Source organism: Pseudobutyrivibrio sp. OR37, from assembly GCF_900113655.1.
Taxonomy (GTDB): Bacteria; Bacillota; Clostridia; order Lachnospirales; family Lachnospiraceae; genus Pseudobutyrivibrio.
In genome coordinates, this window is sequence record NZ_FOQF01000014.1 from 1 (window position 1) to 15,510 (window position 15,510).

General features: G+C 39.0%; 10 protein-coding genes. 9 read left to right on the top strand and 1 reads right to left on the bottom strand.

The window, feature by feature from the left end; genetic code table 11:
* Window positions 1-230, bottom strand: a 230-nt coding sequence (locus tag BM097_RS08305; RefSeq protein ID WP_177197413.1) for a transposase zinc-binding domain-containing protein, incomplete at its 3' end; no start/stop codon positions are given.
* 851 nt (window positions 231-1,081) lie between these two features.
* On the opposite strand from BM097_RS08305, the gene BM097_RS08310 reads away from it, so the two are divergent.
* The 9 genes from BM097_RS08310 (at window position 1,082) to BM097_RS08350 (ending at window position 15,508) form a co-directional block, all read left to right on the top strand.
* A complete protein-coding gene (locus BM097_RS08310; RefSeq protein ID WP_090547990.1) occupies window positions 1,082-6,364 on the top strand; it encodes a leucine-rich repeat protein in 5,283 nt (1,760 codons plus the stop codon).
* 88 nt (window positions 6,365-6,452) lie between these two features.
* Window positions 6,453-6,950 carry a hypothetical protein gene (locus BM097_RS08315; protein WP_090547993.1) on the top strand — a complete coding sequence of 166 codons (498 nt, stop codon included), beginning with the start codon at window positions 6,453-6,455 and terminating at the stop codon, window positions 6,948-6,950.
* A gap of 134 nt (window positions 6,951-7,084) precedes the next feature.
* Window positions 7,085-7,948, top strand: coding sequence for a VanW family protein (locus BM097_RS08320; protein WP_090547996.1), 864 nt, complete (start codon window positions 7,085-7,087; stop codon window positions 7,946-7,948).
* 77 nt (window positions 7,949-8,025) lie between these two features.
* A complete protein-coding gene (locus BM097_RS08325; protein ID WP_090547998.1) occupies window positions 8,026-9,624 on the top strand; it encodes a GGDEF domain-containing protein in 1,599 nt (532 codons plus the stop codon).
* A 96-nt stretch (window positions 9,625-9,720) separates the two neighbouring features.
* Window positions 9,721-10,302, top strand: coding sequence for a thymidine kinase (locus BM097_RS08330; RefSeq protein ID WP_090548001.1), 582 nt, complete (start codon window positions 9,721-9,723; stop codon window positions 10,300-10,302).
* Window positions 10,302-12,290 (top strand): hypothetical protein, encoded by a 1,989-nt coding sequence (locus BM097_RS08335; RefSeq protein WP_090548003.1) that lies wholly within the window; start codon window positions 10,302-10,304, stop codon window positions 12,288-12,290. Before BM097_RS08330 ends, BM097_RS08335 begins: the two co-directional genes overlap by 1 nt.
* A 16-nt stretch (window positions 12,291-12,306) precedes the next feature.
* Window positions 12,307-13,116, top strand: a complete 810-nt coding sequence (locus BM097_RS08340; RefSeq protein WP_090548005.1) for an ABC transporter permease — start codon at window positions 12,307-12,309, stop codon at window positions 13,114-13,116.
* A 136-nt stretch (window positions 13,117-13,252) separates the two neighbouring features.
* A complete protein-coding gene (locus BM097_RS08345) occupies window positions 13,253-14,074 on the top strand; it encodes a glycerophosphodiester phosphodiesterase (protein ID WP_090548008.1) in 822 nt (273 codons plus the stop codon).
* Between the two features lie 135 nt (window positions 14,075-14,209).
* Window positions 14,210-15,508 carry an ABC transporter ATP-binding protein gene (locus BM097_RS08350; RefSeq protein ID WP_090548010.1) on the top strand — a complete coding sequence of 433 codons (1,299 nt, stop codon included), beginning with the start codon at window positions 14,210-14,212 and terminating at the stop codon, window positions 15,506-15,508.
* Window positions 15,509-15,510 lie beyond the last annotated feature (2 nt).

A 15,510-nucleotide genomic window follows, 5' to 3' on the forward strand; every position in this document is an offset into this window, starting at 1 on the left:
CGTTTAGCGGAGTACTGGGTTCCGCAGGTGGGACAGAATCTACTGTGACATCTGAAAGGGACAAATTTAAGAGTGCCACATTTTGTACATCCGTACATGGCACCACCAAAAGAAGGATTTCCACACTCGATCATCTTGTCTACATTTTCAATGACAGCTTGACGTGGATGTGTGGTCATCATAAATTCTTCGTAATTGTCTAGGAATATTTCTTGAAGAATGTTACCCATAAGATAATTATAGAAGACTAGAACTAAGAGATAAACCCCCACCCCTCATGATTGAGGGGCAGGGGAGTTGAGTAGGCGTAGCCTATTTTTTATACCATGGCCCAAATACTCATTCCTACTTAAGGTTACAGTATCCTAATAAGAATAGGCATAGATACCGCTGTGGAGCTATTCCTCTGTTCAGCTGTAAAATCAAAAAAAGTATATACAAGCTACAAAAATATCAATTCAAAACCTTTTTCGGGAGAAAATGGCATAGATTCAGCTGTTAAGGTATATATAGTGTGAACTTGTTCATATATATACTTTTTCACTCTCCAAAACAGCCAAAATCAGCTTAAAAAAGTATATATACAACAATCTTCACACAACATATACCAAGTCCCCCTTCAACAACCTCAAAACAAGCCATTTTTGGTATATATATATCAATTTTCACACACTATATACCGAGTCCATCAAACCACCCAAAACCATCTCCTGCTCCTACGTCCAATTAGCCCAATATCGGTGATTGAGACGTAGCCCACATAGCCAGTGTGTATTATCTCAACAACATGTATGCTACAGTGTCTTTTATCTGCAGGAAAAAGGATAAATTATATTCTATTTGCAAAATCAACAAGTCAGAAAGGGTAAGTCAAACCAAAGAAACGCAGGTATTTACGTCTAGGTGTATACATATTCGATGAATAGACGTAGTCCCTCAAAGTGATATGCCGCATGCCTGCTTTAATTCCACCATATCCGCTCACATCAGCGTAAAGCCACATCCCCTATCACCTGTTGCCGTTATCTCAACAAATTGATATAATTTTCTATGCTTATTTCAAGCACAAGGAGGATGTATTATGAAAAAGGCAATTGGGCTGCTGGCACCAAGGCTATTATGCTTGGCGCTTATTTTTTGTCTAAGCACGCCTTCGGTTGCGTATGCCATGCAGGCACAACCGGCTTATCAGGCGCAGCTTAATCAGACAGATGCAGCAGAAATTAACGAAGGCGAAGGGCAAAAGTCAGATGATAAAAAGGGAGAATCATCAGAAGAGCCTTCACAATCAGGCGAAAAAGAGCCATCAGAATCAACAAATGAAAATCCGGCTCAAGCTCCAGGCGAAAACAAGCCAGGCGAAAACAATCCCGGCGAGAGCCAAACTGGTGAAAGCAAACCAGACGAAGAAAAAACAGAAGAAAACAAAGAAAGTGATACAGATGAAAATCTAACAGACCCTTCCGAGGAAGAGGAACTTCTATTAGAAGAGCCAGCCGAAGAGGAGGAGCTTCTAGAGGATGCCAATCATGGTAAGGCCGGTGACAATATCACATGGTCATATGATGAAAGTACATACACTCTTTCATTTAAGGGAAGCGGCCGTATGTACGACTATAGCTACGGTAATAATCAACAAGCCGGTGCTCCATCTGATAGCAATGCACCATGGTACAATTACCATAAGGTAATGATAAGCGCTAATACATCTAGGGATATAAACATAGAGTTCTCGGATGATATTACTTACATAGGTTCTATGAGCTTTGTTAAATTCGGTATTCATTCAATGAAACTACCTGCAAAGCTAACGGGTATTGGTAAATATGCTTTTTCAGATGCTAGTGTAACTACCGGAAAAAACAATCCATTAGTGATACCTGGTACAGTAAAAAAAGTAGATGATTATAGTTTCTATAGAGCATCAATTTCATACATTGAATTTAAACCAGGCGTAAAGGAAATCGGCAAATCTGCTTTCAGTTGTGCTCACTTTGATGATATTACTTGGAACGATGTATCGATAATAGGTGAAAACGCTTTTTGGTACGCAGGTATACATAATTTTACAGTCCCTGCAAAATGTACACTTGTTAAATCAGGGGGCTTTGGTAATATCAACGGTGCGAAAAAAGTTACATTTTTAGGCCAGCTCCCAACCTTAGAAAAAGATGCATTTAAATTGTGTTACGTAAATGCTTTTTACAATCCTAATGAGAAATCCTTTACAAAGGAAGCAATGGATAAAGCCTCTGAAACTTTTGAGGGTGTAACCTGGATTCCAAATGGACAAAAGGTTAGTAATAAGGCTGGTGACAATATCACATGGTCATTCGATGAAAAAACAGAAACATTGATTTTTTCAGGCTATGGTGACATGTATGATTATTCTCCAACAAAAGTATATCCATGGAATGATCGTCTAGGGTCATTCAAATCCGTAAAAATGGATGACAGAATTACATCTATTGGTGAGTATGCATTTTATAAGGCTCACGTAGGGAAGATTTTAGTGCTTCCTAAAAAGTTAAAGAAAATTGGAAAATATGCTTTTTATGATGCATATCTATCTGACGTTCAATTCCCCGAATCAGTGGAAGTGATAGATGATATGGCATTCTATAGTGTGGCATATATGAAAAATACCAATTCTTTTCCAAAGGGTGTAAAAAGAATTGGTAAAAAGGCTTTTTGGGATACAGATTGGAGTGGAGAAATAAATCTCGATAGCATAGAGAGAATAGAAGACGAGGGACTTCATTTTAGCCAAAGCATTAAGCACCCTATAATAAACAATCATTTTCCTAATACATTAAAGTACGTAGGAAATCGCGTTTTTTCTAATATTGATGCAAAATACAAAGACACAATATACCCTGATACAATTCAGCATTTAGGTGCTAACTGCTTGGCTTTCTCTGGGGGAGCAGAAGGTACATACACTGTTCCAAAAGGAATCACTTCATTAAGTGAAAATTTTATATTCGGTAGTAATTATAGCAAGCTTATAGTAGGTAAACAGGTAAAGCATCTAGGGGCAAGTGCTTTATATTCTGGTAAACTAAAAGAAGTAGTTTTTGAAGGAGATTTTCCTGCCTATGATGGGATGGTCTTTAAGGAAGTAGACTACAATAATTTATTAACAATTTATTATTCTGCAGAAAATGAAACCTGGCAGGATGGTATTGCTGATGCAACATATGATGATCGATACATACAGTTTGTTCCAGTGACGAATGGAAAGCCTGTATCTGTGACATTTGTGGGGTATGATGGCAAAACAGTCATCAATAAAGTACAGGTTACAGCTGGACAGTCAGTGGCAGAGCCATCCGCTAAATTGGCTAATCTTGGAGGCTGGTATACAGAGGCCAAGGTTCAATGTGAATTGACTAAGTGGGATTTTACAAAGCCTGTTAATGCTAATATGAAACTATACGCTGGAAAGAGTTATACTGGCCATCGTGTATATTTTAAATCAAATGGTGGCTCACCTGTGAGCATGCAGACAGTCGCCGATGGTGGCCTTGTAAAAGAGCCAAAAGAACCTACAAAAAACAATGCTCGCTTTGATTATTGGAGTCCTAACAAAGCATTAAATAAGGAATATTATTTTAAGAATAAAATAAAATCAGATTTGATTTTATATGCAAAATGGGATAGAAATCATACTAAAATAATTCATCATCTAGACATTGGCGGTTTTTCTTCAGGTACAACTTCACTATACGGTACAAAAAGCTTAGCTGACCTTTATAAGGATGATATTGCTGATTTGTCTAAAGAATACAAGGCAACCTTTAAGGGGTGGTATTATGATAAGGCATTTACAAAGCCGGTTCCTGGCAATTTAGTATTTGACTCAAGTAAGAATGAAACTTATGAAATATATGCAAAATGGGAGAAAACACTTGTTAAGGTAACCTTTAAATATAATGATGGTGTTACAAAAGATAAGGTTGTAACTGTTGGATATAAAGAGTGGATTGATTCTAAAGACCTGAAGGCTCCACAAAGAAAGGGTTATCAATTTGCAGGTTGGTATGACGACGAAGCATGTACAACCTCGGTTGCTTTTGTATTTGAAAGTGATGCAGTTAAATATGCAAAATGGATTCCAAATAAGAACGGCGTATCATATTACGCTCTTCTCCCACATGGATACCGTAAATACCTTGGATATAATTCAATAGAAACGGGAAATAAATTATTTAAATCTGATGAAGAAATAATAAATGAAGTAGGTGATGATTATGTTGTAGAGGGTTGGTACTTCGATGAAGCATGTACTAAGCCTATTAGCAAATCTTACCTTGTTGATGAGAGTGTTAATGCATATGTAAAGCTGAAATTGAAAACATATACAGTTACCGCTGATCCTAAGAATGGAGAAAAGCCATATACAGCAGAATTAAGACTTGATGATAAGCTTCCATTTCCAATTCCTAAAAAGGAAGGCTATGAATTTACATATTGGCTATATCAGGATTCTACTGATACCACTAAATGGTATTATACAGACAAACTTAACAGAGGCTTGATAAAATCGGGTTGTAAATTGATTGCCAGATATTCTCAGGAGAATATTCACAATACATCAATCAGCATTTCAGGAATTAAGGATTACACATACACTGGATTTGCCATCACTCAGCCAGATTTAAAGGTAATGGATGGTAAGACAGTATTAACGCAGGGTGTTGATTACACATTAGCTTACAGCAAAAATGTAAATGCTGGTGAAGCACAGGTTATAATCAATTTTAAGGGAATGTATTCAGGCAAACAGGTTCACACCTTTATGATTAAGCAGGCTGATTTGGCAGAGGCCATCAAGGCAAAAACTCTTACCACAAATGAAGCCGATTTAATATATGCATCAAATGGTCGTGTTCAAAAGGCAACACCTAAGCTAATCCTTAAAACAGGCGAAAAGGCATATACACTTAAGAACACCATCAATTACACACTTGCTTATCCAAAGACAGATAAAAAGCAGCCGGATTATGATGCCAATGCTTTCAAGATACCAGGAGTTTACTACATAACAGTTAATGGTAAAGGTAATTTCAAAGGCACTATCAAAGTAAAACAGGAAATTACAACAGATAAATTAGTAAGCAAAGTGACTATCGCAGGGCTTAAAGCCTACACCTATACAGGAAATTCTATCTGTCCAGATTTTACTATTAAATATGGCAAGGATACTGTTGCTACATCAAAAGATGGTGCATTCAAAAGCGATGTATTAGCTGTGGCCTATACAGATAATAAAGGGGTAGGAACAGCCACAATCAAGCTGACAGGAAAAGCTGGCAGTGGCTACAAGGGTACAAAATCATTTACCTTTAAAATCACTGGAACTCCTATATCAAAAGCCAAGGTGACAGGAATCACAAGTCAAATCTACGATTCAGAAGCAAAAGTACAGAGTGGCATAATACTTACAGTTGGTAAGGATGAGCTAAAGAACAACAAGGATTATACTGTATCTTATTCAAATAATATTAATAAGGGTACAGCGAAAATCCTCATCAGCGGAATAAATGGTTACACAGGCTCTATTACAAAAACATTTACTATAGCTGCTCATGATTTATCCCAGGATGGAACTGTTACAGTAGATGCGACTGCACCATATCTTAAGAAGGGTGCAAAACCAGGGAATATCACTGTTAAGGCCTGTGGTCAGACGCTTGTAAATAACAGAGATTTTACTGTTACATATCTCAACAACAAAAAGGTTGGGGCTGAGGCAACAGTTCAAATTACAGGAAAGGGTAATTACAAGGGCTTGCTTAAAACTACATATAAGGTAGTACAAGGTGATTTTTCTAAATGCAAAGTAGTTGCCAATAATGTTAATTACAAGAATAAAGCTGGAAACTTCCAGACTACAGTTACTGTGTATGATGCTGAAGGTACCAAGCTTGCAGCAGGAGTTGATTATGAAAAAGCGTTTACTTACTCTGCATCATATAACTCAGCCGCTCTTGACCCTAAGAAAGATAAATGCCTATCTGGTACTCGCTATGTGACTGTAAAGCCAAAGGGAAATTTCTTTAGCGAAGGGGTTGAGGTAAAGGCCTCATATCGAATTTTGCCCCAAAATATTAAGAATATTAGCAATGCCAAATTTACAATTAGAGATTATACATATACTGGCAAGCAGATTGCACCATATATTCGTAATATAGTAGGAAAATACGGTAAAACTGATCTGACCCCAAGCATAGATTTTGTTGTCTCAGAATATGGCGAAAATACCAAGCTTGGAACGGGTTATGTAATCGTAAAAGGACAAGGCGCATACACTGGCACCAAGAAGGTTACCTTCAAGATTACAAAAAGAGCTGTTAAGTAATAATCGAATTGATTTTATGCCTGTTCCATGATAAAATATCACCTAGTTGTGGCTCCAGGGGAGCATTAGATATGGAGGATATATTTATATGAATACACTTGGAATTGTACTGCTAGTAATTGCAATCGTTCTTGTAGTTGCTATGGTAGTTTTATATTTCCTTGGCAAGCGTATGCAGACACGCCAGGACGAGCAGAAGGCACAGATGGATGCTGTTGCACAGCAGGTTTCAATGCTTATCATTGATAAAAAGCGTATGAAGCTTAAGGATGCAGGTCTTCCAGAGGCAGTTGTTGCTAACACACCTTGGTACGTTAGAGGCTCTAAGATACCTGTTGTTAAGGCAAAGGTAGGCCCACAGGTTATGACACTTATCTGTGATGCTCAGATTTTTGATGATATTCCTGTTAAAAAGGAAGTTAAGGCTACTGTTTCAGGTCTTTACATCACAAAGGTTAAGGGCTTACACGGTAAGGCAGAGCAGAAGGACACCAAGAAGAAAAAGGGCGGCTTAAGAGCATGGGCACTTAAGAAGCAGGCAGAGCTTAACGAACAGTCTTCTGATAAGTCTAACAAAAAGAAATAATATCGAATTATTACATACGTCAGCGACAGAAATGTCGTTGGCGTATTTTTTTACACACAAAACTCAAAATAGTCACACAATTTATACTAACAAGTGCTAGAATAATACACAGAATAATATATTTAGGAGGAATTATGGAAACACGAGTAGGTATTAGAAAGCTTTTTTTAGCAATGTTAGTATTTTCGATGGCGTTTTTGTTTGTTCCAGGAATGAAGGCGGAGGCTGCATCAAATGATGAGCTACAGGCTGTAGCAAAAATCTTTGATGCCAATTATTATGCAATAGCATATCCAGATGTTGCTGCAAGAGGCAACGGAAGCCCTCTATACCTGCTTAACCATTATCTATACCATGGTGTAAATGAAGGTAGAAATGCCAGCGCTACCTTTAATGCCACAGATTACAAAAATAGATATCCTGATTTAGCTGCACTTTACGGTGACAATATGCTTGCATATGCAGTTCATTACAGTATGGCAGGCGCTGCCGAAGGTAGAGATGGAACTCCAGCAGCAGGCGTGGTAGATGTGGTTCCACCTACAAATGTGAAGCTTTTAGGTGTGTACTGTACAGAATATGATGCTGCGGCTCCAAGAGGTAGCAATATCGCCACCGCAGCAAAAAAGATTGGCGTAAAGGTATTGGCTCCAGGACAGACCTTCTCCGCTTCAAATAGCATCGGTCCACGTACATCTGCAAATGGCTTTGTAGAGGCTCCTGTTTTCATCGCAAAGCAGCATGCCATGGGCTTAGGCGGAGGCGTATGCCAGGTATCATCAACTATCTATGCATCTACCAAAATGGCAGGCTTGAAGGTATCTGAAAGACATCCTCATTCACTTCCAGTGTATTATTTGCCAGAAGGATGGGATGCTACAATTTCATGGGGCTCATTAGATTTGAAATTTGCAAATCCTTATGATTCAAATATGTTGGTGTGCGTAACTGCTGATGCAGGAAAACTGACAGCGGCGTTATATTTGGAAAATTATTAAAAAATACAAGTAGATACATAACGGAATTCATGCTATAATCACACTAGTTTTGTGTTTTTATAGAGGGGATAGTATTTTTGGAAGAATTGCGTAGTAAACAGTCTCCAGAGGTTGTGGAGCTTATAAAAGAAATAGCCAAGGCACGAGGTGTTGATCCGGATAAACACCTCGATTTGTCATGTGATCTTTTCGATTTGGCTTATGAATGTGGTAATGATGATTTAAAGAGCTTTGCAAGCTGCACTCTGGGAGATGCTTGCTGTAAGAACGGCGATTTTTCACAAGGCTTGTATTATCTGTCAGCAGGAGTTCAGGCGGTATCCAAGACTGATGAATATCAGCTTATTTGCCGTTGCTATAACGAACTTGGCATCATATTCAGAAGTGAAAGCCATTTCATTACAGCAGAAGAATATTTCATTAACTGTATCGAAATCGCAAGGGCGAATCGTCTTTATAAGGACGAGGCTGTTGCCTGCTCGAATTTTGCTTCTTTATGCTATGAAATGGACGCGGCCTTTCAGGCATTAGAGTACAGCTACAGGGCTATCGAATGCTGCTCCTTCATAGAGGACAATGATTTAAAGCACACCTTCCTGATTACAAATTATGCCTTCATAGTTCGATTATATACAGTCCTTGGTGAGGCTGATAAAGCAGCAGAAGCATTTGCTGAAATGGAAAAGATTGTTAAGGCGGAACCTGACCACAATGATAATCTGACTGTTTTACTGGCTCGTTTACATTATTTTAGATTCAGACAGGATGATTTGAACACCCAGATAATGAAGAAACGATGCTTAGAAACATTTTATTCTTGTGATGATTGTATTTTATATTACGACGAAACCAAGGCACTTATCAGCCTTATGATGGAAGAAAACGATTATGCCGAGCTTGACAAAATGTTTACTCACATCGAAACAATCGTAAATAAGCAGGATTGTGTGGAGCTACATTTGTACATAGAAAACTGCCGAACTGTCATATATGAAACAGTTGGTGATGATAAAAAGCTGATGGAAAGCCTTAAGAATTATTACTTGTACAGTAAGCAAAAGAGCGAGGATAGCAGACGTTCCTTCCTTGCTACATTAAGGCTTCGTTCAGAGCTTGCCCAGGAAAAGACTCAGAATCTATTCCTGCTTGCCGCAGCAGAAACAGATTCCCTTACAGGAATTGCCAACAGGCTAAAGATGAATGCGGTGGTCGATGAGCTCTTTGAAATGGCAAATAAGGAGCAAAAGCACCTTGGAGTAGAAATGATGGATGTTGATTACTTCAAGGAGGTAAACGACACCTACGGCCATTCTAAGGGCGATGAATTGCTGGTTTCTTTAGCAAATGTTTTGAAAAATATTACAGATAACAAGATTTTCGTGGCCCGCTATGGCGGTGATGAATTTGTTGTTTTCTATTACGATATGACAGACGCTGAGATTATTGAAAAAGCAGAAATAATCAAAGCTTCAATTAAAAAAGCCAGCTCAAAGCTGGGACTCCAGGATGTTTCAGTATCCCAGGGTATCGTAAATCACGTGCCTAGACCACTTAACCGTGCATGGGATTATCTTAATGCGGCAGATCTTACATTGTATTTTGTTAAAAACCATGGCAAGGACAATGTCAGATTAGTCCACAGAGCTACAGATTTGGAAACCCAAGAATGGAAGTAAAGTTTTGACTTTTCCCACTATTATTATTAAAATATGATTAATTAGACAGAAGGCGATTATCAGTCTTCTGTCAATTTATGTAAAGGGGAATATGCTATGGCAAAGCTATACTATTATTATGGAGCAATGGGATCTTCTAAGACCGCCAACGCCCTTATGACACACTTCAACTATGAGGAGGTTGGGCAGAACGCGCTTCTAGTAAAGCCAAAGCTTGACACTCGCGATGGCGAGCGTATTGTTCGTTCAAGAATTGGCTTGCAGAATGAATGTGTTTTTCTTGAGGATTTAATCGAGATGGAGGAGGATGATATCAAAAAATATGATTGTATCATCGTAGATGAGGTTCAGTTTGCAACACCTGAACAGATAGATTATCTATCCGATATCGTAGATTTTATGGATGTTCCAGTAGTAGCTTATGGACTTAGAGCCGATTTCAGAAACAAGCTCTTTCCAGGTTCAGAACGATTGATTGCTATAGCTGATGTTATTCATGAAGTAAAGACTGTCTGCTGGTGCGGACATAAGGCTACCTGCAATTGCCGTTACAATGAAAACGGCATCGTTCGTTCAGGCCCTCAGGTAATGCTTGGGGCAAACGATTCATACGTGGCTTTATGTAGAAAGCATTTTAAACTAGGACAGTTAGCCCCTGAGGAGAAAGAGGAGAGTTAATGACTTTTAGTTTATCAATCACATTGATATTTTGGGCGTATATAGCTGTATGGATACAAATCCCAGGTATGCTTATTGGAAATTTTCTTTTTCCTAGAAGATTAAAATTATCCACTAGAATACTGGCAGGATTCTTTATCGGATTTCTCTATCTTGCAACGCTATATTTTTTAGAGTCCATGTCCAAGCTTAATGGCTTGATTATGGTAGCAGGCCCTATCACAACTATTATTGCCATTATTGTTTATCTGAAAAAAGGCAAGCCATCCTTCTACAATGCTGATGAGCACTTTAGATGGACTGGAATAATTATATTTGGATTTATTTATTTGGTTTCAGTACTGAATTTCCAGCTTAAATACATGGGAGCTTTAGATGGACGTACCGTTCAGGTATATCATGATTACCTGTTTCACACTGGAAATATAGTATCCCTTAGCCGCTCTTTTCCAAATACAGATATCAGAATAGAGGGCTTAACCTTCTATTATCATTATTATTACGAGCTAATCTTTGCTATGTGTAAGCACATATTTAAGATGGATGCCTTCAGATTGTACATGAACGGCAATGCATTAATGTGTGCCATGCCTACCACCGTTGCACTGATGATTATAGGCGAAAGAATCAGAGGCGGAAAAATTACACATAGATTTAATTATTTTGTTTATTGCGCAGGAACCTTGGTTTCTCTTATCTGCGTGATGCCACTTAACATCGTGGGAATAAAGCTACCAGTTTCATGGCTTGATAATCATTTGTTTAGCAATGCAAATGCACTTGGCATGGCTATGGCACTTTCAGTTCTTGTTGTGGACATTTTGGTAGAAGTTTGGTACGACAAGCTAAGCGTAAAGGTATTGGTTGGTCTTTATCTTTTGTCTGCGGCAGCCACAGGCTTTAAGGGAACTACAGGAATTCTTTTAGTAGCTATTACTTGGTCGGTTTATGTTATAGAAAGCTTAATTCTAAAGAAATTCCACCTGCCACGTTTTCTTTATGCAGTTGTAGTTACCTTAGGATTTGCATTTACCTACATGGTGGTAACTGTTGGTCTTAATTCATCTGGCTCCAACAATCGCGCCATGAAGCTTTCGCCTGAAGGCACAATAGGTGCCGGCAGGGTAGGTCAGATTATTACAAAGCTTGGCTTTGATTATATGTCCTTCCCATGGGTGGTTATAGCGGTAGTGCTTTGCGCTATTTGTATTATCGGTCCTATGATTTTTGCCTTCACAGGCTTTACAGTATCAAAGTTTAAAACTCTCATTCATGAGGGGGTTATTGGTGATATTTTCGACTGGTTCGTTATAGGTTCTGTTATAATGGGCGTGATAGGCTTTTGTTTTATCACTGTACCAGGCATGTCTCAGGGCTATTTTGTAATTACTAACGCAGGCTTCATTTTCTACGGAGCCATCAGGTATGCGGTGGATCATCGTAAATCACTGGTAGCTTATGTTACCTTTGCCTCTCTTGCTGTTGGAACACTTTGTCTTGCGGCAGATGTGGCATACTTCTGTTATGATGATGTAAAGCAGGCTGCAGTTTTCAAAGAACAGGCAGGGGATGAACCAAGCAAGGTTTCTGATGGTATGATGGATGCTTACATCTGGCTTAGAGACAACACTCCAGAGGATTCTGTTGTAGCTGTTGATAGATTTTCCGAGGAAACTGATTACAGAAGTATCTTTTTCTATTGTAGTGCTTTTTCTGAAAGACAGTGTTATCTTGAAGGCTATGATTATTCAGATGTTACCGAAAAACAGATAGAAGCTATGATGTCTATCAACAATAAGTTCTTCAGTGATAATGTAGCAGAGGCTGAAACAGCCATGGACATGAGCGGTGTAGATTATCTGGTTGTAACCAATATGCAACACCCTAATTATAAGGCTAAAAGTCAGAAATTAAGTTTAGTTTTTACAAATGAAGAAGTTGATATTTATAAATTTAATTCCGATGGCGGATTGACAACCGTCAATTAAAGGTTTGGTAGGTAAAATGATTAAAGATATTATTACTAACAAAAAACTGATAGCAAAGCTTGCAAGAAACGATTTCAAGCAGAAGTTCGCAGGCTCCACACTTGGTGTTATTTGGGCATTCGTTCAGCCTGTTATTACAGTCCTTGTATATTGGATCGTTTTCGACAAGGCTCTGAATCAGGGTACACAGGGAACAAAAGCAGGAATCAGTGCACCATTTGTTTTCTGGCTGTCTGCAGGTATTGTTCCTTGGTTTTATTTCAGCGAGGTTTTATCAGCTGGAACAGTAGTGCTTCACGAATACAACTACCTTGTTAAAAAGGTTGTGTTCCCAATCGATGTACTACCTTTTGTAAAGGCTATTTCATCTATTTTTGTGCATGGCTTTTTCGTACTATTTACACTTGTTGTAGGTCTTCTATATGGATTTGGGCTTACACCTTATACATTGCAGCTTATTTATTATTTCGTTGCAATGATAGCTCTTACAATTGGATTGATTTATCTAAGCAGTGCCCTTTGCGTATTCTTCAAGGATATGGCGCAGCTTATTAATATCTTCCTTCAGGTAGGTGTTTGGGCTACACCAATTATGTGGAACTTTGATACTATGATTGATAAGATTCCAAATTGGCTTGTTATCTTGCTTCAGCTCAACCCTATGTACTATATTACAAGTGGATATCGTGACAGCTTTATTTCCCAGACAGGCTTCTGGACCAGACCATGGCTTACACTTTATTTCTGGTGCTTCACGGTAATTGTTTTTGCCCTTGGTACACACGTATTCCGCAAGCTTCAGCCACAGTTTGCAGATGCTTTATAGAAAAAACACCAAATCGCAATACTAAATTTTTAATAAAAAATGCCCGAGGATTTCGGGCATTTTTTTTATGCTCCCTTTATGCGAGCAAAGTAAAAGAGTGGTAAAATATAAGTAGCTAGAGAGAGGGGGCTTGCGTATGGGGAAAATACATTTTTTCAAGGTAGGGAAGACCTTTGCAGTCAGCATGGTTGCCTTACTTTGTTCTTTTATGATTGCAAGTGAATTCTTCTATTTACCCGCCGATGCAGATGAGGATATTGTGGTTCAAATCGTAGCGCACAGAGGATACTCTGGTGCGTATCCTGAGAACACCCTTAGCGCATTTGCAGGTGCTTATGCAGCCGGGGCTAAAACGGTAGAATTCGACGTTAGAAAGACCAAGGATGGGGAGCTTGTCATCTATCACGACGACACCTTGGAACGTCTAACAGGCGATCAGACAACAGTGGCAGATCACACATACGAGGAGCTTTTGCAATTAGATGCGGGGGAATGGTTTGATAGGGACTACAGCCGTGAGCGTATTCCAACATTGGACCAGACATTGAATTTGCTAAGCACCACTAATATGCGTGTATTTTGCGAGCTAAAAAACATTGGTGATGACCCAGAATTTGCGCGTCAGGTTTACGAAAAATGCGCCCAGTACAATATGCTGAACCGAATTGTATTTTTGTCCTTCAACTACGACTATCTATCATCAATAAAGGACATCAATCCATATCAGCCTATTATGATGCTGGCATCCTTTGGTAAATCTACACTGCCAACCAAATACCCAGCTGAATACTACGGAGTCAACATGAAAACACTTACTCCAAAAACAATCAAGGCCATTCACGAGGCCGGCGGTAAGGTTTATTCATACGCTCCAGAAAGCAAGGGACAAATGCTTTCACTTCAGCGATTAGGTGTGGATGGCGTCATTACAGACTATGCCGATATGAGCATGCTCTAACAACTTAATACCTATCGGGCACTGAACAAGCTTCAGTGCCCTTTTTGCGTCTCCAGCGGGGCGGAAGACCTTGACACTTTGCGGGCTAGCCGAAATGTGGTAAAATATAACGGAATACGTAAGATTGGAGAGACCATGAGCGATTTAGTTATAAATGTAGAGCATGTTGATAAGGTTTATAAGCTTTACGATAGTAATAGAGCCCGCGTAGCTGATACTTTAGGGCTTTCAAGAAAAAAGAATTATAAGGAGCATTATGCTCTTAAGGATATGTCCTTTACAGTAAAGAAGGGCGAATGTGTTGGACTTATTGGAACTAACGGTTCTGGTAAATCCACAATTTTAAAGATTATTACAGGTGTGCTTTCACCTACTGCCGGTGAAGTAACAGTTAATGGCCGTATTTCAGCTCTTTTGGAGCTTGGAGCAGGCTTTAATCAGGAATACACAGGTATGGAGAATATTTACCTTAATGGTACTATGCTTGGCTATTCCAAGGAAGAAATCGATGAAAAGCTGGATGATATCTTAAGCTTTGCAGATATAGGAGATTTCGTTTTCCAGCCAGTAAAGACATACTCAAGCGGTATGTTTGTGCGCCTTGCCTTTGCTGTAGCAATCAATATCGATCCTGAGATTCTTATTGTTGACGAGGCTCTTTCTGTAGGTGATGTTTTCTTCCAGGCTAAATGCTATAAAAAATTCGAGGAATTCAAGGCTGCTGGAAAGACTATACTTTTCGTTTCCCACGATTTAGGTGCCATCAGCAAATACTGCGATAAGGCAGTGCTCATCAATAAGGGTGATAAGGTAGCCGAAGGCACACCAAAGGATATGATTGATATCTACAAAAAGATTTTGGTAGGTCAGGAGCCAGCTCTAACCAGCAAGGTGGATATGGCAGATGGTTTTGCAGACGATTCTGCTAAGGCTGCACCCGTGGATGAAGGCACCAGCTGGAAGTCAAACTACCAGCTTAATCCTAACGTTAATGAATATGGCGATGGCAGAGCATCTATCGTTGATTTTGCAATCATTGATGATAATGGCAATTACACAAATGCTATCATGAAGGGCAGCACCTTTACCGTTAAATCAAAGGTGCATTTCAATACAGATATAGAAAATCCTATCTTCACACTTACCTTTAAGACACTTAAGGGCATCGATGTTACAGGCACCAACACCATGTACGAAAAGTGCGATGTAGGTCTATGTAAGGAAGGCAGCGAATACGTTGCTACATTTACACAGAAAATGGATATGCAGGGCGGAGAATACCTTATGTCCATCAGCTGCACCGGCTTTGATGGTGTTGATTTTGTAGCTTATCACAGATTATACGATGTTATGAATCTTACAGTTGTTAGCACTAAAAATACTGTAGGCTTTTATGATATGAATTCAATGGTTTCTGTTGAGCAGGTAAAATAAAG

Coding starts and splice junctions, on each gene's coding strand:
- BM097_RS08315 (WP_090547993.1), top strand. CDS start 6,453: ATGAATACACTTGGAATTGTACTGCTAGTAATTGCAATCGTTCTTGTA.
- BM097_RS08320 (WP_090547996.1), top strand. CDS start 7,085: ATGGAAACACGAGTAGGTATTAGAAAGCTTTTTTTAGCAATGTTAGTA.
- BM097_RS08350 (WP_090548010.1), top strand. CDS start 14,210: ATGAGCGATTTAGTTATAAATGTAGAGCATGTTGATAAGGTTTATAAG.
- BM097_RS08330 (WP_090548001.1), top strand. CDS start 9,721: ATGGCAAAGCTATACTATTATTATGGAGCAATGGGATCTTCTAAGACC.
- BM097_RS08340 (WP_090548005.1), top strand. CDS start 12,307: ATGATTAAAGATATTATTACTAACAAAAAACTGATAGCAAAGCTTGCA.
- BM097_RS08345 (WP_090548008.1), top strand. CDS start 13,253: ATGGGGAAAATACATTTTTTCAAGGTAGGGAAGACCTTTGCAGTCAGC.
- BM097_RS08335 (WP_090548003.1), top strand. CDS start 10,302: ATGACTTTTAGTTTATCAATCACATTGATATTTTGGGCGTATATAGCT.
- BM097_RS08310 (WP_090547990.1), top strand. CDS start 1,082: ATGAAAAAGGCAATTGGGCTGCTGGCACCAAGGCTATTATGCTTGGCG.